Genomic DNA, 16,900 nt, shown 5'->3' on the forward strand with positions numbered 1-16,900 from the left:
ATCGGTGTTCGGTTCCGGCAATCATGCGATGGACTTGGCCTGGCCGAAATTCGCGATCAGGAAGTTGTTCTTCGCAGGATCGACGAACGGTATCCAGCGAATCCGCTGCTCGGAAAAATCGGGATGCCTGGTTGCCAGAATGGCGCGTTCGCGTTCGGCCTCCTCAAGACGGCCGCTCCGCATCAAGGCGCCGATTTTGAGGAACCTGGCGTAGAAATAGCCCGGCGAAAGGTTGAGCGAGCGATCGGCAACCGCAATTGCGGCCGGCCAGTCCTCGACCAAACAGTATGCGGCAGCCAGCTCGCCCAGATTGTGAAAGCGGTAGAGGTCGAACGGGCTCAGCCGCTCGGTATCCAGGAAGGACGGGATCGCGCCGGCGGCATCGCCAAGCAGCAGCCGCGCGCTGCCCATTGCCGAGCGGGCGAAGGCAAAGCTCGGATTGATGTGGATCGCCTCGGCCAGATGCTCCGCCGCAGATGCCGGCTGGCCGCGCATGATGTCGGCAGCCCCGAGATAGGCGTGCGGCCGCGCGTCGAGGCTGTCCATCAAGAGCGACTTGCGCGCAAATTCTTCGACCTTGGCCAGGTCGTCGCTGTCGCCGAAGCGCAGCCATGCGCGCCAGAAATACCACCATGCCAGCTCGTTCAGCACGGCGCTGGAATTCGGATCTTCCTGGTAAGCCTTCTCGAAGAATTCGAGCGCGATCTCGGTGTCTTTGCGCGTGCGCCTGTTCATGTGCCAGCGGCCCCGCCGCACCAGCTGCCAGGTCTCGAGGCTTTCCCACGGCACCTGGAAGGTGCGCACCTGCTCGGCTCGGTCGACCTCCTTGTCGAGGATCGAAACGATCTCGCTGCCGATCTGGTCGCGCAGCCTGAAGATGTCGATGAGGTCGCGGTCGAAGCGCTGCGACCAGACCAGGCGCCCGTTCGACGTGTCGGTCAGCGAGGCGTTGAGGCGTATCTGCCCGCTGTGGCGCGCCAGCGTGCCGCCGACGATGTAGCGCGCGCCAAGCGCATTGCCGATGAGCCTGGTTCCGAGCTGGTCGTCGCGAAACTGGAAGCTGGAGCCCTTCGCGATCACCGAGAGCCAGCGGGTGTTGGACAGGCCGTAGATGATGTCTTCCGCAATGCCGTCGGCCATGTAGCCGACGTCAGGCTCGCCTCCGTTGCTGCCGTGAAACGGCAGCACCGCGATTGCCGGCGGGCCCTTCGATGCGAGTCTGTCATGGACGGGAGCGGTAGGGATGGCGGCCAGGGGCGCAGCAATCGCCGCGCCGTTGCCGCCGCGTCCGGCGATCAGCACACGTACAGGCAGGGCGATGTTCTTGAGCATGAACTCGCCAAGGTCGGTGAAAACCGCGGCCGTCTTGTCCTTCACGTGGTGCCAGGTCGTCTCTGAGATGGCTAGACCGTCATGTGGAGCGAATTCCTGCAGGCGCGCGGCAATGTTGACGTCGTCGCCATAGAGGCGGCCCTCGCGGACGATGACGTCTCCGGTGTTGATCCCGGCCCGGAACGGCATGCGCATCTCATCCGCGGCCGAGGCATTGAGCGCCATGATCCGGTCCTGGAAATCGAACGCCGCGCGCAAGGCTTCGATTGGATTGCCGAATTCGGCCATGATGCTGTCGCCGGCAACGCCAAACGTGCGGCCGCCAAAGGCGCCGCAACTGTCGGTGATGATATCGCGCCTTTCCTCGAAGGCCGCGACGGCGCGCTCGTCGTCGATGCCCATCAGCCGCGAAAAACCAACGGCGTCGATAGAAATGATTGTCGCAAGCTGACGGGTATAGTTCCGTTCAGCCATGGTTGAGCCCCCGGTCCCTGTTTTCGGTTCAGAACAGGCGACTTCCGCTCCAAAAAAACTTCGCCGTTTGCCGATGGAAGATCCCCGGCAGGCTCGGCGCGCCGTTGCCACCCTGTTGGTCCGGGACTCTAACAGGGTCTGGCCAAAAGCTCTACCACGAACAGCTAATGGAAGGCGGTTTCGGCGCAAGCCATGGTCGTTACCTGAAGTCCGATGTTGCAGAAGCCTCCTTACTTGTTGGATTCACGCCGTTTTACTTATTTAAGCTTTCGCGAATAGAGGTCGCGCCGGCCGTGACGGACCAACTGTGGAGCAAGGCGTTGCGGCCCGTTGGCGGAACCAACGGGCCCGGATTCGAGTTGTCAGCGCGTTCATGCCACCACGAGAGATTGAGGGCAGTCATGCGCGGTGTTCTTTTGGCAAGCGGTATCGCGTTTTTCCTTGTCGGCGGGTCGGCTTTCGCGGCCGAAGCGCAAGCGCTGCCGCCGCAAAATGCCAAGAAGCTCTCGGAAATCCTGACCAAGGTCGAGAAGCGGAGCGACTTCCAATATATCAAGGAGGTCGGCTGGAGCAGCGACGGCTATACCGTTACCTATTACACGACCGACAAGGCCAAGGTCGAAATCACCTACGATCCGGTCACCGGCGAACCGAAGTAACGCCTGATACGGCCGCCCGCAGCTGGGCCGGCGCCTCCCTATCCGAGACTTGCGTCGATGCACGTTTGATGGCTGACTGCGCCCATGATTGCGGGCACGGGGGTGCATGGGAATGGTTGGCTACGTTCTAAAGCGCATCCTGATGGTGCTCGCCGGCTATCTGATCGCGGTGCTCGTCGGATTGGTCGCGTTGGTCGCGATCTATGCAGCGCTGAGCTCGCTGCCCAACGCCCCAAGCTATTTCGAGCTGATGCAGTTCACGCCCGTCGCCGTGCTGGTCGTGCCGCCGCTTGGCATGTTCGTCTATTTCCTGACGATCGTGGCGACCGGCATGCAGACTCTGATCTTTGCGCTTATTGCCGAGGTCTTCTCGTTGCGGAGCTTCTGGCTGCATATGCTGTTCGGCGGCGTGGTTGCGGCCGCCGGTTTCATGCTGCTCTCGCCGGGCGCGCCGCACGATCCGGAACGCTGGGCCGACCTTGGCATCATCGTCGCGGCCGGGCTGGTGGCCGGTTTCGTTTATTGGCTCATTGCCGGACGTGATGCCGGTTTCAGGCGGCCGCTCATCGAGCGCTTAGGTTGACGGTGCGCGCACCGCTTCGGTCGCATCCAGCGCCTGCATCAGCTTCGAATCGCGATCGTAGACGTCGTCGAAATATTCGACCTTGCCGGACATGTCCGGCCAAGCGGTGAAATAGGCGACATAGACCGGGATGACGCGCGTGACATTCTCGGTCGAATGACCATGCTTCAGCTTCTCGGCGATGTCGTCGACCGACGTGCCGAGCACAGCGGCCGCCATGCCGCGCGGATCCTGCAGGCGTATGCAGCCATGGCTCAGCGCGCGCATGTCGCGCCCGAAGAACGACTTCTGCGGCGTGTCGTGCATGTAGATGGCGTGCTTGTTGGGGAAGAGGATCTTCAACTCGCCAAGCGCATTGGCCTCGCTCGGCTGCTGGCGCACGCTGAACGGGATTTTGGCACCGTAGGCGCCCCAGTCCACCGCCGCAGAGGGAACTCGCCTGCCGCTGGAATCCGTCACCTCATAGCCGGCGCGGTCCAGATAGCCCGGATCGCTGCGCAGCCTCGGCAGCATCTCGTTGACGATGATCGACTGCGGCACGCCCCAATAGGGGTGGAAGTCGACCTGCTTGATCTGGTTGTAGAAAAATGCGGTCTGGTTGGTGACCTTGCCGATGACCACGCGGGTCTTCAGCTTCTCCTCGCCGTTGTCGATGTAGCTTGCGGTGAAGGCCGGCTGGTTGATGAAGACGCGCGGGCTGCCAAGATCGGAGGGGAGCCAGCGCAGCTCTTCAAGCGCCGCCATGACCTTCTCGACCTTGTCGGCCTTGGACGTTCCGGCGAGCGAGGCGACGGTGCGCGGGCCGATGACGCCGTCGCCCTTCATGCCGGCCCGCTTCTGCACCGCCTTGATCACTGGCACCAGTTCAGGATCGTAAACCTCGCTCTTGCCGAGCCGGGCGAGGGTCTCGCCAAAGTCACCGCCCATCTCGTCATCGAGGTTGCGCGCGATCAAAGTCAAAAGCTTGGGCAGTTCCGGGCTGCTTTCACCGGGCTTCAGGAGCAGCTTCGGATCGACGACGATCTCGTTCTCCTCGCTTGCCTGGAGCGACTCCAACTCGACGCGCAGCGCCTGATATTCAGGGTTCTGCGGGTGCCGCGATTCGAGATAGGTGCGCACCTCTCGCGTGTGCGCCAGCGCCTTCAGCACGCCTTCGAGATCGAGCGGCTTGCCCGGAAAATCGTAATAGCCGGTCATGCGGTTCGGATCGACTCGGCCGCTCTGGGCGTCATGGGCGTAGCGCAGCACGCGCGCCGATAGCGCCATCTCGAAGCGAACCAGTTCCTTGGTCCGCGCTTCGGGCAAGGCGGCATTCGTGGCCGCCGCAGGAACATCGACGGAATAATCGGCAGGCGTCAGGCCATAGCTCGCCGCTCCGCCAAGCACCCGCACGGCATCCTGCGCCCTGCTGTTGGGTGCATCCCCTGTCACCCAGATGAAATCCGGATTGGCCGAATAGTAGGCGATGAGCGCCTTGGCGATATCGGGCTCGGCAAAGAGTTCATAATCGCTCAGGCCCGCCAGCGCGTCGCGGAACGCGCTTCCGGTTACGGAGGGCACAAAGGCAGCATCTTGCGCGGTCGCGGGCGGCGGAGCGGGCAGCAGCGACTTGAAGTCGACGCGCACAAGCTTGTCGGCCCTGTAGGTATTGTAGGTCGGGCTGCTGATCCTGACGCTACCGCCTGTGCCAGGCTGCACCTTGCGCGGCTTCGGCGGCGGCGGAAATTCTCCTTGGGAATTGTGCCGGATGCCGCCGCCGAACAGCATGTCGAACAGCCCCTGCGCGCTCGCCGGCTGCTGGCCGAAGGCAAGCGCCGTCGCGATCGCGATCGGCATGACGGCCATTTTGTTCCCGAGGATTTTCATGCTTCACCCGCACCGGTTGAAACCGGTTTCCCGTTCCGCGCCGCTAGACGGTCCCGCCCTTCGCATGGCGGATGTAATGCGCGACTGTACCGATTCATACTGATTCCGTTAAGCTTCCATAAATTTTCGCGACCGTGTTGCAGAACAGTTTCACATCCGTGTGAGACACAATGCGGCAGGGCGGCTCCCGGTTTCAGACGCCTCGGTAACAATCAGGCGTTGGCGCTGTGCGGCCTTGGCGACCATGGCCGACCTTCCCTCCTGACAAACATCGGCCCGTGACAAACAGCAGTCTTTGTGATCGAAATTCCGGCGGGCGCGAGCCATGGCCTGGAGGATGCGCAGTGAAGAAGGGATATCGCGAACTTCTCGACGAAGCGAATGCCGAGATCGAGGTGGTTTCGCCTGAGGAAGCTGCCGGGCTGCTGGAGGATGACGGCACCATCTTCGTCGACCTACGTGACCCCCGCGAGGTCGAGCGCGACGGCAAGATTCCCGGCGCCAAGCATGTGACGCGCGGTATGCTCGAATTCTGGATCGACCCCGAAAGCCCTTACCACAAGCCGTTCTTCGCCTCCGGCAAGACCTTCGTCTTCTTCTGCGCCGGCGGCTGGCGGTCGGCGCTGGCGACCAAGACGGCGCAGGACATGGGTCTCGCCCCGGTCAAACACATCCTTGGCGGCTACACAGCCTGGAAGGCTGCCGGCCTGCCGGTCGAGCCAGGGCAGAAGAAGAAGGCCGACTGAGCCATTCGCAACTACGGACGGAAGACGCCAGCAGGCGTCTCCCGCAGTCATTTTCAATGCAGCGCCGGTTGCCGTTCCTCGGCGACGAAGCCCACGGCGCGCGCGACGACATCCTTGTCGGCAAGGATGCGGCGGTGGCCAAGCCCTTCGGCCCAATGCAAGCTCACATGATCGCCGGCTCCCGCATATCGTTTTGCGTGATCGGCATGGACTTCGCGGTCGTCCGGCGCATGGATGATCAGCGTCGGCACCGGAGCCTCGGCGAGCTGGCGGTCGCCCGTGAAATCGCTGAGCGGCCGTCCCGACAAATGCTTCACCCGATCCGCCATGGCGACCCGGGAGCGCGGCCCGACATTGAGCCGGTGGCTGAAATCGTCGAAGATCGCCGGCAGCGAGCTCGGCGCCGCGATTAGAACCAGTTTCTCGGCCGCAAGCGGCGGCATGCCTTTCACCGAAGCGGCAACCGCATTGGCGGCGACGGCGCCGCCGAAGGAATGGCCGACGGCGGCGGCAAACGGGCCGAACCATTCGCCTGCGACTCGCACGGCGTCGACCGCGGTCACCATATTGAGATGTCGCCCGAGCGAATGGCCGTGGCCCGGCAGGTCAAGCGAGACCACCTTGTAGCCGGCGTCGCGAAACCCATCGATCAGAGTTCGCATATATTCGGTGCGCGAGCGCCAGCCATGGATGACAAGCACGGTGCCGCGGGAGCCCCTGCTCGGCCCCGGCCGGAACTCATGCACCGCAACGCAATCCGCCTTCGTCTTCAGCCGGTGATGGCGCGCCTCGGCCATGAAACCCGCAGCGCGCTCGACTGCGCGGCGCTCGCCATCGCTCAAGGCCTTGACGTTTGGCGTCCGGCAGAACAATTCGAACGCGGCGCGGCCACTGAGACGCGGCGCGACATGCTCGGCCGCGCCGAAGACGCCTCGGATGACCTTCAATCCAAATGATGCCATAGTGTCGGTCCAACCATTCGTTCAAGCATGAACATAATAGTTCAAACATGAACATTAAGCAAGGGCTGCCCTGGGACAATCCGCGCTTCCGCAACTGGGTTGCGGTGGCGCGCGCCTGCCATGTGCTGGAGCGCACGCTGGCGGTGAAGCTCGCGCCGCTCGATCTCAAACCGGCGCAGCTCGACGTGCTGATGAACCTCTACCGTCATCCCGGGATGTCGCAGCACGACCTTGCCCGCAAGCTCTTGGTCGGCCGCTCGAACATCACGATGCTGTTGCCGCAACTGGAAGCCCGCGGCCTGTTGCGGCGCGAAGGCGACGAAAAGGACAAACGCGTGCTGCGGTTGAACCTCACCGAAGCCGGCGAGGCCCTGCTGATGCGGGCGCTGAAAGTACATATGGCGCTCATCGAGAAGGCGATGAGCCAGTCGACGCCGGAGCAGTGCGACATGATCGGCGAGCAGATGCGCAAGATCGCCGATGTCCTGAAGGAGGCCTGACCGGCGCTCTCGATGCCGCTACCACATGGTCTTCTTTGCCCGCTCCGGCCATTCCTTGTCATATGCGGCGCCATTGATATTCCTGCGGCTGGTGAGCTCGAGGATCTGGCCGGGCGTCGGCAGCGACTTCGGGTCGGCATGCTTTGCCGGGTTCCAGAGCTCCGAGCGCACGATGGCGCGTGCGCACTGGAAATAGACCGCGTCGACCGCGACAACGGTGATCGACCGTGCCGGCTTGCCATCGACCATGAAGGACGCGCAAAGCTCGGCATCGGCTGTGATATGGGCGCGGCCGTTGACGCGCAGCGTCGTGCCGGAGCCCGGCACAAGGAAGAGCAGCCCGACGCGCGGATCGCGAATAATGTTCTTCAGCGAATCGGCGCGGTTGTTGCCGCGCCTGTCGGGCATCATCAGCGTTTTTTCGTCCAGGAGGCGCACGAAGCCGGCGAGATCGCCGCGCGGCGAGCAGTCCAGCCCCTCCGGCCCGCAGGTCGCCAGCGCCACGAAAGGCGAGGCTTCAATGAAGGCTGCATATTCGGGGATCACATGGTCGAGCTCCTTGACGACCGAGGCCTCGCCAGGCAGGCCGTAGAGGGCTTCGAGCTGTTCGACCGATGTGATGAGCGACATCTTTTCGCCTCCTGACCTTTTGCCGGCGCTACTCTATGTCCATGACGCTTTGACGACACCCAGTCAAACGTCTTGGCGCCAGGCTAGCGGTCGCGGCTGAGCCCCTTCTCGGCCAGCTCGGCGAGGTAGGCGTTCCAGCGCTCGTCCTTTTCATGCCCGAGCGTGTGAAGATAGTTCCACGTGAAGATGCCGGTGTCGTGGAAATCGTCGAAGGTGATGCGCACCGCGTAATTGCCGACCGGCTCGATCTTAAGAATCGCGACATTGCGCTTGCCGGGCACAGTCACGCGCTGATCCGGCGAATGGCCCTGCACCTCGGCAGAAGGCGAGGCCACGCGCAAGAACTCCGCCGGCAGTTCAAACGGCTGATGCCCGGCAAAGGTGACGGTGAGCAGCTTGCGGTCCTTCGAGACCCTGAGTTCCTTCGGCGCCGTCATGTTTCTTCCTATATGCGTTGCGCCCTTCCCTACGCCGGTTCGCGCAGTGCGAAAAGGTGATAGAAGGCAGCCGACAGAGAATGTCGGTCGGGGAATGTTACCAAAGATCGAGAGCTTCTATCTTGAATGCGCGGTTGGATCGTATCACATAGCCGTATATAACGACGCTGCTCAGGCCACGGAAGCGCTTGCAATGGACATGATCGACCCTTTCGGTCGCACGATCAGCTATCTGCGCGTGTCGGTTACCGACCGCTGCGATTTCCGTTGCACCTATTGCATGGCCGAGGACATGACCTTTTTGCCCAAGAAGGATCTGCTCTCGCTCGAGGAGCTCGACCGGCTCTGCAGCGTCTTCATCGAAAAGGGCGTCAGGAAACTCAGGCTCACCGGCGGCGAGCCGCTGGTGCGCAAGAACATCATGCATCTGGTTCGCCAGCTGTCGCGGCATCTTGAGAGCGGCGCTTTGGAAGAGCTGACGCTCACCACCAACGGCTCGCAGCTGTCGCGCTTTGCCGCCGAGCTCGCCGACTGCGGCGTGAAGCGCATCAACGTCTCGCTCGACACGCTCGACGCCGACAAATTCCGCCAGATCACCCGCTGGGGCAATCTCGGCAAGGTCATGGAAGGCATCGACGCCGCGCAAGCGGCGGGCCTGAAGGTCAAGCTCAATGCCGTGGCGCTGCGCGACTTCAACGACGCTGAAATACCGGAGATGCTGCGCTGGGGGCATGGTCGCGGCATGGATCTGACGGTCATCGAGACCATGCCGATGGGCGAGATCGACGCCGACCGCACGGACCAATATCTGCCGCTGTCGCTGCTGCGCGCCTCGCTTGAGCGCCAGTTCACGCTGACCGACATTCCTTATAAGACCGGCGGTCCTGCCCGCTATGTCCAGGTCGCCGAGACCGGCGGTCGGCTCGGTTTCATCACCCCGATGACGCATAATTTCTGCGAAAGCTGCAACCGCGTCCGGCTGACTTGCACCGGCACGCTCTATATGTGCCTCGGCCAGGAGGACGCCGCCGACCTGAGAGCGCCGCTGCGCGCCTCCGAAGGCAATGAGCTGGTCGGCGAGGCCATAGACGAGGCGATCGGGCGCAAGCCGAAGGGCCATGATTTCGTCATCGACCGCCGCACCAGCCGACCCTCGGTATCGCGCCATATGAGCGTCACCGGCGGCTGATTTTTTCTCCGATTTGGTGCAGGATCACCCTCGGTCACGGACCTTGGGGGCATCATGAAGTGTGTTCATCTCGTCCAGGGCGCGCCTTTGGTGATCGCCTTCTCGTTGCTGACGATTGCGACGACAGCGGCAATCGCAAAGCCGTTCACCTACGTCAATGCGCGCTTCGGCACGTCCTGCACCTTTCCCGACGAGATTTTCAGCGACCGCTTGCCCGAGCCAGAAAACGGCGATGGGCAGCAATGGAGCGCGCCCGACGGCGCCAGCCTGACCTGCTCGGGCATTTATAACATCGACAACGACACTCCGAAGGGCTTCGTCGCCGACGAAAAGGCAAACACCGGGCCGGGCTACAAGATCACTTACAGCAAGTCCGGGAAGAATTGGGCGGTGGTTTCTGGCGTCAAGGGCGACAAGGTCTTCTACGAACGGCGCCTGTTCGGAAAGGATGGTGTCATCCGCACCGTCTGGATCGAGTATCCTTCCTCGCTTAAGGCGAAATACGATCCGCTGACCGGGGCGATCGCCGCCAGCCTGCGCGGGCTTGAGCTGCGCTCGGCGCACTGGAAATAAACCATCCGCGCCGACTTCCACCCGATTTACCGCCGACTTGTTCCGGCCTAGCCTCATGAAGCGATTTTCGCATTCAGGGGGAATTCTCATGCGCAAATTCTTGGCTTCGCTTGCAATGCTCGGGATTGCCTTGGTGCCTGCGGCCGCTCAGTCGATCGGTGGCACCTACACTGTCGCCGGCACCAATTTCGACGGATCGAAATATGGCGGCGAGGCAACCATCACACTGACCAGCGACACAATCTGCACGATCCATTGGGAAACCGGCGGCTCGTCCTCCGACGGCATTTGCATGCGCAACGATGATGCCTTTTCCGCCGGCTATGTGATGGGCAAGGAAATCGGCCTCGTCGTCTACAAGGTGGAGAAGGACGGCTCGTTGCACGGGCTGTGGACGATCGCCGGCCAGAACGGCAACGGCACCGAGACGCTGACGCCGAAATGATCGCTCCGGATTGCAGCCGATATTGAGGGCCGCAGGAACCTCCTGTGGCCCATTTCTTTGACGTTGCTGTCTTGCCGCTGGCTGTTAGACGCTTGCGAGAGAACATAACCCGGAAGCGCCCTTGCCTCTTTCGCCAAATCTTCGCGGCGCACTGTTCATGGTCGTGGCCATGATCGGCTTCACCTTGAACGACGCGATCACCAAATTCTCATCCGAATCGATGAATATGGCTCAGGTAATGCTGGTGCGTGGCGCCTTCGCCTCGCTCTTCGTCGGTCTGCTCGCCTGGCGGCGCGGCGCGCTTGCTGATCCGCGCGCCATGCTGCAGCCGATGGTCGCGTTGCGCGTCGCCGGCGAAGCCGGCGCGACCGTGTCGTTCCTGATCGCCCTTGCCCATTTGCCGATCGCCAACGTCTCCGCCGTTCTGCAGGCGCTGCCGCTGGCCGTGACGATGGGCGCCGCACTGTTCTTCGGCGAGGGCGTCGGCTGGCGCCGCTGGCTCGCCATTGCCGTCGGCTTTGCCGGCGTGCTGATCATCGTGCGGCCGGGCTTCGAGGGTTTCAGCGCCTATTCGTTGCTGGCGCTGGCGAGCGTCGGCTGCTGCGCGGTGCGCGATCTCGCCACCAAGCGCATCCCGCAAGCGATCCCGACCATGCTGGTATCGACCGCGACTGCGCTGGCCATGACGATCCTGGGTGCGCTGCTGCTCCCGCCGATGGGCGGCTGGACGCCAATGACCGCCGAGGCGACGGCGCTGCTGGCGCTGGCCGCCGTGCTCGTGCTCATCGGCTATCAGTTCATCATCATGGCGATGCGCTCGGGCGACATCTCCTTCATCGCGCCCTTCCGCTATACGGCGCTGCTGTGGTCGATAGTGCTCGGCCTCGTCATCTTCGGCGATATCCCCGACCTGCCGATGATCGTCGGCGCCGCGATCATCATCGGCTCCGGCCTCTACGCGCTCTACCGCGAGCGCCTCGTCGGCAGGCGCCAGCCTGCCGCCGAAAGCGCTGGACCCGACATGGCGCCGGACGGCATATAGGCCCGATGGATCGAAGCGTTGCAGGCATCATCCTGGCGGGAGGCCAATCGCGCCGCATGGGCGGCGGCGACAAGACGCTGCTTTCGCTGGGCAAGGTCAGGCTGATCGAGCATGTCGCCGCGCGTCTCACACTGCAGGTCGCCACGCTGGTGCTCAACGCCAACGGCGATCCGGCACGGTTTGCCGGCACCAACCTTCCGGTGCTTGCCGATACGATAGAGGACCATGCCGGCCCGCTCGCCGGCATCCTCACCGGCCTCGAATGGGCGGCAGCGGACACGGGCTACCGGTCGCTGGTCAGCGCGGCCGGCGACACGCCGTTCTTCCCTGGTGATCTCGTCGAGCGATTGGCCGTTGCCGCTCGGGCACGGCCGGGCGCGATCGCGGTCGCCAGTTCCGACGGCAGGTGGCACCCGACCTTCGCACTCTGGCCGCTCGGCCTGCGCGATGCCCTGCGCCATTTCCTGGTTGAGGAGGACAATCGACGGGTCTCGGCCTTCATGGATCGGCATGGTTTTGTCGAGGTGGAGTTTCCGATGCTCGAAGCCGGAGGCGAGCGGATCGACCCGTTCTTCAATATCAACACGCCCGACGATCTTGCGGAGGCCGAGCGTCTGTTGCAAAGACTTGAGCCATGAGACGCGTGTTCGGCATCACCGGCTGGAAGAACTCCGGCAAGACGACCCTGACCGAGAAGCTGGTCGCCGAACTGGTTCGGCGCGGCTGGACGGTCTCGACGGTCAAGCATGCCCATCATGACTTCGACATCGACAAGCCCGGCACAGACAGTTTCCGCCACCGCCAGGCCGGCGCGATGGAGGTCGCGGTCGTCTCCGGCCGGCGCTGGGCATTGATGCACGAACTGCGCAACGAGGACGAGCCGACGCTGGACGACATCCTGGCGCGGCTGGCGCCCTCGGACATCGTGCTGGTCGAAGGCTACAAGCGCGAAGCACACCAAAAGATCGAAGCGAGACGGCTGGAGGCCAAGGACCGGACGCCGCTTTCGATCAACGACCCGAACATCGTGGCTGTCGCCGCCGACTTTCCGGTCGAAGGCGAAAAGCTGCCCGTCTTCAACCTCGACGATACGAAATCGATAGCCGATTTTATCGAGCGCGCGACCGGTCTCGTCAGTCCAGCCAAGTAACGCAGCGGCACACGGCGATTGCCGTTTGCTGTTGTTTTGCAGTTGCTTTTTTCTTGCAAAGAGTGGGAGTATCCCGCGCAGCGGGCGGTCAAAAAGGCTCCGCCCACAAGAGCCGCACGGGACAGCGGCCATGACAATATGAGAGGATTATCATGCGTATTGCACTGCGTATCGCGCTTGCCGCTTCGGCCGCGCTGCTGACACTTGGCGTTGCCCAGGCTCAGGAAAAGACCCTGAGGATCGGCACCGAAGGCGCGTACCCGCCCTTCAACAACCTGACCTCGGACGGCCAGCTGGTCGGCTTCGACATCGACATCGCCAAGGCCCTCTGCGACGAAATGAAGGTGAAGTGCACCTTCGTCGCGCAGGATTGGGACGGCATCATCCCGGCGCTCCAGGCCGGCAAGTTCGACGCCATCGTCGCTTCCATGTCGATCACGCCAGAGCGCCAGGAAAAGGTCGACTTCACCCACAAATATTACAACACTCCGTCGGCGATCGCCGTGCCGAAGGACTCGCCGCTCAAGGGCGTGACCAAGGAAGACCTCGCCGGCAAGACGATCGGCGTCGCCACCACGACGACCCACTTCAACTATGCCTCGAAGACCTACACCGACAGCACGATCAAGGGCTATCCGAGCAGCCCCGAGGAACAGGCCGACCTTGCCAATGGCCGTCTCGACGCCATCGAGGACGACATAGTCGTGCTGCAGCAGTGGCTGGATTCGCCCGACGGCGCCTGCTGCAAGATCCTCGGCCAACCCTCGCCGCAGCCGGTCGAGATCTTCGGACCGGGCGCCGGCATTGCCGTGCGCAAGGGCGAAACCGACCTGGTCAACAAGCTGAATTCCGCGATCGACGCTATCCGCAAGAACGGAAAGTACAAGGAAATCAACGACAAGTACTTCAAGTTCGACGTCTACGGCGCCGAGTCCTGATCATTTGCGCCCAGGGCGGTGAGGATCACCTCGCCGCCCTGCCTCCATTCCGGGATCGCCACGGAGACACGCCCCGCCAATGCCAGCCCAAAGCATTTGGACACTTCTCAGTTGGGGACCGGATGGCTGGAGTGACGACATTGCGTCTGGTGTGCTGGTCACGGTCGCGCTGGCGCTTGCGACATTGCCGATAGGCCTGGCGATCGGGTTCTTCGTCGCCTTCGCCAAGCAACACGAAGAGCCCGCGCTCCGGCTCGCAGCCAACATCTACACCACTGTTTTTCGCGGCCTGCCCGAGCTGGTGACGCTGTTCCTGTTCTTCTTCGGCATGCCGCTGCTGCTGCAATATGTCGTCCGCCTGTTCGAGCCCGAGGCGACAATCGACGTGAACAGCTTCATTGCCGGCCTGATCGTGCTGGCGCTGATCTTCTCCTCCTACGCCAGCGAAGTCTTTCTCTCCGCCTTTCGCGCCATTCCCAAGGGCCAGTATGAGGGCGGCTACGCCATTGGCCTTTCGAAATGGCAGACGATGCGCCTGGTGATCCTGCCGCAACTGCTGCGCATCGCCTTCCCCGGTCTGGAGAATTGCTGGCTCAGCCTGCTCAAGGACACCTCGCTGGTGTCTGTCGTCAACCTAGCGGAAACCTTGCGCAATGCCGGTGTCGCGGCGCGCGTCACCAAGCATTCCTTCCTCTTTTACAGTGTCGCGGCGCTGGTCTTCCTTGTGCTGGCCATCCTGTCCTCGGTCGCCACCGGCTATATCCAGCGCTCGCTCGGGCGGAGGGAGGCTCGATGAGCGTCAGCCAGGCTATTGCGGTTGACAGGCCACCGCCCCGGGCTCGCGGCTGGCCGCGCGTGCGCATCATAGGCTGCGCGCTGGTCTGCCTCTGGGGCCTTTTCGGCATCGGCATCGTGGCCTATCTGGTCCACGCCTGGAACGCCGATTTCTTCGCCAGATACGCGCCGGCCTATCTGCAGGGGCTCGCAACCACCCTGTCGCTGGTCTCCGTTTCGATGGTGGCGGGCGCTATTCTCTCGTTGCCGGTTGCCTACGGCCGGATGTCCAAGAACCGCATCCTTTCCGGATTGGCTTATTGCTACGTCTACTTCTTCCGCGGCACCCCGCTGCTCGTGCAGACCTACCTCGTCTATTACGGCATCGGCTCGTTCCGCCCCGAGCTGCAAACCGTCGGACTATGGTGGTTCTTCCGCGAGGCGTTCTACTGCGGCGTCTTTGCCTTTTCGCTCAACACCGCCGCCTACCAGGCCGAGATCCTGCGCGGCGCCATCGAAAGCGTTCCGCGGGGCCAGTGGGAAGGCGCGGCCTCGCTCGGCCTGCACAAGCTGCAGACGCTGCGCAAGGTGATCATGCCGCAGGCCATCATCGTGGCGCTGCGGCCTTACGGCAACGAGCTCATCCTGATGATCAAGGCTTCCGCGATTGTCGCCATCATCACCGTCTACGACCTGATGGGCAACGCGAAGCTCGCCTACGCAAAATCCTTCGATATCCAGGCCTATATCTGGGTGGCGATCGTCTACCTGGTGCTGGTCGAGATCCTGCGCCACGGCGTCGAATGGATCGAACGCCGGATCACCATTCACCTCAAACGATAGAGCGTCGTCAGCGGACGGGCCTGCACCAGTCGATGCGGCTTTGCGCGCCTTGACGAAAATTTCGCATAGCCTAGACCTTCCGCCACTGAAACCTCTTGTTGGAAGGCAGGCTTATGGCATCGGTTGCATTTCTCGGTCTTGGCGTCATGGGCTATCCGATGGCCGGGCACCTCAGGAACAAGGGCGGCCACGACATCACTGTCTATAACCGCACGACCGCCAAAGCAGAGCAATGGGTCGCCCAGCATGGCGGCAGCCTGGCGCTGACACCGGCCGAGGCGGCCGAAGGCAAGGATTTCGTCTTCTCCTGCGTCGGCAATGACGACGACCTGCGCTCGGTGACGACCGGCGCCAGCGGCGCCTTTGCCGCCATGAAGACGGGCTCCGTCTTCATCGACAACACAACAGCCTCGGCCGAAGTCGCGCGCGAACTGGCCGAAGCCGCCGACAAGGCCGGCTTTTCCTTCCTTGATGCGCCGGTATCGGGCGGCCAGGCGGGCGCCGAGAATGGCGTGCTGACGGTCATGGTCGGCGGCGAGCAGGCCGCCTTCGACAAGGCCAAGCCGGTCATCGATGCCTATGCCCGCATGGTCGGGCTGATGGGACCCGCGGGCGCCGGCCAGCTCACCAAGATGATCAACCAGATTGCCATTGCCGGCCTCGTCCAAGGGCTGGCCGAAGGCATCCATTTCGGCAAGAAGGCCGGGCTCGACATTGAGAAGGTCATCGAGGTGATCTCCAAGGGCGCTGCCGGCTCCTGGCAGATGGAGAACCGCCACAAGACGATGAACGCCGGAAAATATGATTTCGGCTTCGCCGTCGACTGGATGCGCAAGGATCTCGGCATCTGCCTCGCCGAGGCCAACCGCAACGGCGCCAAGCTGCCAGTGACCGCGCTGGTCGACCAGTTCTACAAGGACGTGCAGGACATGGGCGGCAGGCGCTGGGACACGTCCTCGCTGCTCGCCCGCCTGGAAAAATAGACGGCGATGGTCCTGCCCGATCCAAGCTGGAGCGCCGACGAGATCGTCGCCCATCTGCGTTCGATCGGCAGCGAGAAAAAAAGCGCCGGCATGGCGCGATTCGGCATCAACACGAGAACCGCGCTCGGCGTCGGCAATTCCGATCTGCGGCCGCTGGCGCGCAAGCTGAAGAAGAACCAGGAACGGTCGCTGCTCTTGTGGGACACCGACATTCGCGAAGCGCGATTGATGGCCGCTTTCACCGGCGAGCCGAAGGAGCTCGACATCGGTCAATGCCGGCGCTGGGCCGCCGATTTCGACAGTTGGGAGATTGTCGATACCGTTGCCGACCTGTTCGCCCAAACACCGTTCTGGCGTGAGCTGGTCGAGGAATTCGCCAAGGACGAGCGCGAGTTTGTCCGCCGCACCGCCTTTGCCATGCTGGCCTGGGCGGCGGTGCATCTGAAGAAGGAGCCGGACGCGAGCTTCCTCGCTGCTCTGCCGCTGATCGAGAGGCATGCGGGCGATCCGCGCAACTTCGTGCGCAAGGCGGTGAACTGGGCACTGCGGCAGATCGGCAAGCGGTCGAGGGCGCTGCACGCCCCTGCCCTTGCGCTGGCCGAGAAACTGGCGGCGTCGTCCGACAAGACGGCACGCTGGATCGGCAAGGACGCGGTGAAGGAGCTTTCCGATGTCAAACAGCTCGAACGGCTCGCGACCACGACTGTGATCTCAGCGAAGTAAGCTCACGACGCTTTTACTCGCTTCCGAAATGGGACTGGCGGAGGATGACCA

General features: G+C 63.0%; 20 protein-coding genes. 15 read left to right on the forward strand and 5 right to left on the reverse strand.

The features are described 5' to 3' along the window. Positions 1–21: 21 nt before the first annotated feature. Complete coding sequence (locus tag EOD29_RS25345; protein ID WP_095800730.1) at positions 22–1,806, reverse strand: adenylate/guanylate cyclase domain-containing protein; 1,785 nt, start codon at positions 1,804–1,806, stop codon at positions 22–24. 167 nt (positions 1,807–1,973) lie between these two features. On the opposite strand from EOD29_RS25345, the gene EOD29_RS37255 reads away from it, so the two are divergent. Both EOD29_RS37255 and EOD29_RS25355 read left to right on the forward strand, forming a co-directional pair. Further along, positions 1,974–2,465 (forward strand): PepSY domain-containing protein, encoded by a 492-nt coding sequence (locus tag EOD29_RS37255; protein WP_245433031.1) that lies wholly within the window; start codon positions 1,974–1,976, stop codon positions 2,463–2,465. A 112-nt stretch (positions 2,466–2,577) separates the two neighbouring features. Then, positions 2,578–3,048 (forward strand): hypothetical protein, encoded by a 471-nt coding sequence (locus EOD29_RS25355; RefSeq protein ID WP_127248248.1) that lies wholly within the window; start codon positions 2,578–2,580, stop codon positions 3,046–3,048. Here the strand turns inward: EOD29_RS25355 and EOD29_RS25360 are convergent. After that, positions 3,040–4,914, reverse strand: a complete 1,875-nt coding sequence (locus tag EOD29_RS25360; RefSeq protein ID WP_127248249.1) for a murein L,D-transpeptidase — start codon at positions 4,912–4,914, stop codon at positions 3,040–3,042. The two genes, EOD29_RS25355 and EOD29_RS25360, sit on opposite strands and share 9 nt — an antisense overlap. A 344-nt stretch (positions 4,915–5,258) precedes the next feature. On the opposite strand from EOD29_RS25360, the gene EOD29_RS25365 reads away from it, so the two are divergent. Beyond that, the gene (locus EOD29_RS25365) at positions 5,259–5,660 is read left to right on the forward strand and encodes a rhodanese-like domain-containing protein (RefSeq protein ID WP_066989852.1); all 402 of its coding nucleotides are present in this window, start codon (positions 5,259–5,261) and stop codon (positions 5,658–5,660) included. Between the two features lie 53 nt (positions 5,661–5,713). Here the strand turns inward: EOD29_RS25365 and EOD29_RS25370 are convergent, their stop codons facing one another. Beyond that, the gene (locus EOD29_RS25370; protein ID WP_095800733.1) at positions 5,714–6,622 is read right to left on the reverse strand and encodes an alpha/beta hydrolase; all 909 of its coding nucleotides are present in this window, start codon (positions 6,620–6,622) and stop codon (positions 5,714–5,716) included. Positions 6,623–6,669: 47 nt separating this feature from the next. Here EOD29_RS25370 and EOD29_RS25375 point away from each other — a divergent pair, with 47 nt between their 5' ends. Further along, complete coding sequence (locus tag EOD29_RS25375; RefSeq protein WP_127248250.1) at positions 6,670–7,122, forward strand: MarR family transcriptional regulator; 453 nt, start codon at positions 6,670–6,672, stop codon at positions 7,120–7,122. Positions 7,123–7,140: 18 nt separating this feature from the next. Here EOD29_RS25375 and EOD29_RS25380 read toward each other — a convergent pair whose 3' ends face one another. Together EOD29_RS25380 and EOD29_RS25385 are read right to left on the reverse strand one after the other, a co-directional pair. Next, positions 7,141–7,752: a pyridoxamine 5'-phosphate oxidase family protein gene (locus EOD29_RS25380; protein ID WP_067320176.1), complete on the reverse strand. Its 612-nt coding sequence runs from the start codon at positions 7,750–7,752 to the stop codon at positions 7,141–7,143. An 83-nt stretch (positions 7,753–7,835) separates the two neighbouring features. Further along, positions 7,836–8,189 (reverse strand): DUF971 domain-containing protein, encoded by a 354-nt coding sequence (locus EOD29_RS25385; protein WP_066989863.1) that lies wholly within the window; start codon positions 8,187–8,189, stop codon positions 7,836–7,838. Between the two features lie 193 nt (positions 8,190–8,382). Here EOD29_RS25385 and moaA point away from each other — a divergent pair, with 193 nt between their 5' ends. The 11 genes from moaA to EOD29_RS25440 all read left to right on the forward strand — a co-directional run bounded on the left by moaA (position 8,383) and on the right by EOD29_RS25440 (position 16,849). Next, positions 8,383–9,378: a GTP 3',8-cyclase MoaA gene (gene moaA / locus EOD29_RS25390; protein WP_127248251.1), complete on the forward strand. Its 996-nt coding sequence runs from the start codon at positions 8,383–8,385 to the stop codon at positions 9,376–9,378. Positions 9,379–9,432: 54 nt separating this feature from the next. Continuing rightward, positions 9,433–9,951: a hypothetical protein gene (locus tag EOD29_RS25395; protein WP_127248252.1), complete on the forward strand. Its 519-nt coding sequence runs from the start codon at positions 9,433–9,435 to the stop codon at positions 9,949–9,951. 88 nt (positions 9,952–10,039) lie between these two features. Beyond that, positions 10,040–10,396: a hypothetical protein gene (locus EOD29_RS25400; RefSeq protein ID WP_127248253.1), complete on the forward strand. Its 357-nt coding sequence runs from the start codon at positions 10,040–10,042 to the stop codon at positions 10,394–10,396. Between the two features lie 121 nt (positions 10,397–10,517). Continuing rightward, entirely contained in the window at positions 10,518–11,438 is a 921-nt protein-coding gene (locus tag EOD29_RS25405) for a DMT family transporter (RefSeq protein WP_067320005.1), read from the forward strand. Between the two features lie 5 nt (positions 11,439–11,443). Then, positions 11,444–12,076 carry a molybdenum cofactor guanylyltransferase MobA gene (gene mobA / locus EOD29_RS25410; RefSeq protein WP_067320002.1) on the forward strand — a complete coding sequence of 211 codons (633 nt, stop codon included), beginning with the start codon at positions 11,444–11,446 and terminating at the stop codon, positions 12,074–12,076. After that, on the forward strand, positions 12,073–12,588 hold the full coding sequence (gene mobB, locus EOD29_RS25415) for a molybdopterin-guanine dinucleotide biosynthesis protein B (protein ID WP_067319999.1): 516 nt from the start codon (positions 12,073–12,075) through the stop codon (positions 12,586–12,588). Before mobA ends, mobB begins: the two co-directional genes overlap by 4 nt. A gap of 152 nt (positions 12,589–12,740) precedes the next feature. Further along, positions 12,741–13,526, forward strand: coding sequence for an ABC transporter substrate-binding protein (locus tag EOD29_RS25420; protein ID WP_066992755.1), 786 nt, complete (start codon positions 12,741–12,743; stop codon positions 13,524–13,526). A 79-nt stretch (positions 13,527–13,605) separates the two neighbouring features. Beyond that, a complete protein-coding gene (locus EOD29_RS25425; RefSeq protein WP_127248254.1) occupies positions 13,606–14,322 on the forward strand; it encodes an ABC transporter permease in 717 nt (238 codons plus the stop codon). After that, positions 14,319–15,143 (forward strand): ABC transporter permease, encoded by an 825-nt coding sequence (locus EOD29_RS25430; RefSeq protein WP_127248255.1) that lies wholly within the window; start codon positions 14,319–14,321, stop codon positions 15,141–15,143. The genes EOD29_RS25425 and EOD29_RS25430 overlap by 4 nt, the downstream gene beginning before the upstream one ends. A gap of 113 nt (positions 15,144–15,256) precedes the next feature. After that, positions 15,257–16,126 carry an NAD(P)-dependent oxidoreductase gene (locus EOD29_RS25435; RefSeq protein WP_127248256.1) on the forward strand — a complete coding sequence of 290 codons (870 nt, stop codon included), beginning with the start codon at positions 15,257–15,259 and terminating at the stop codon, positions 16,124–16,126. A 6-nt stretch (positions 16,127–16,132) separates the two neighbouring features. Beyond that, a complete protein-coding gene (locus EOD29_RS25440; RefSeq protein WP_127248257.1) occupies positions 16,133–16,849 on the forward strand; it encodes a DNA alkylation repair protein in 717 nt (238 codons plus the stop codon). Positions 16,850–16,900: the final 51 nt, after the last annotated feature.

It is taken from the genome of Mesorhizobium sp. M1A.T.Ca.IN.004.03.1.1 (assembly GCF_003997555.1).
Taxonomy (GTDB): Bacteria; Pseudomonadota; Alphaproteobacteria; order Rhizobiales; family Rhizobiaceae; genus Mesorhizobium.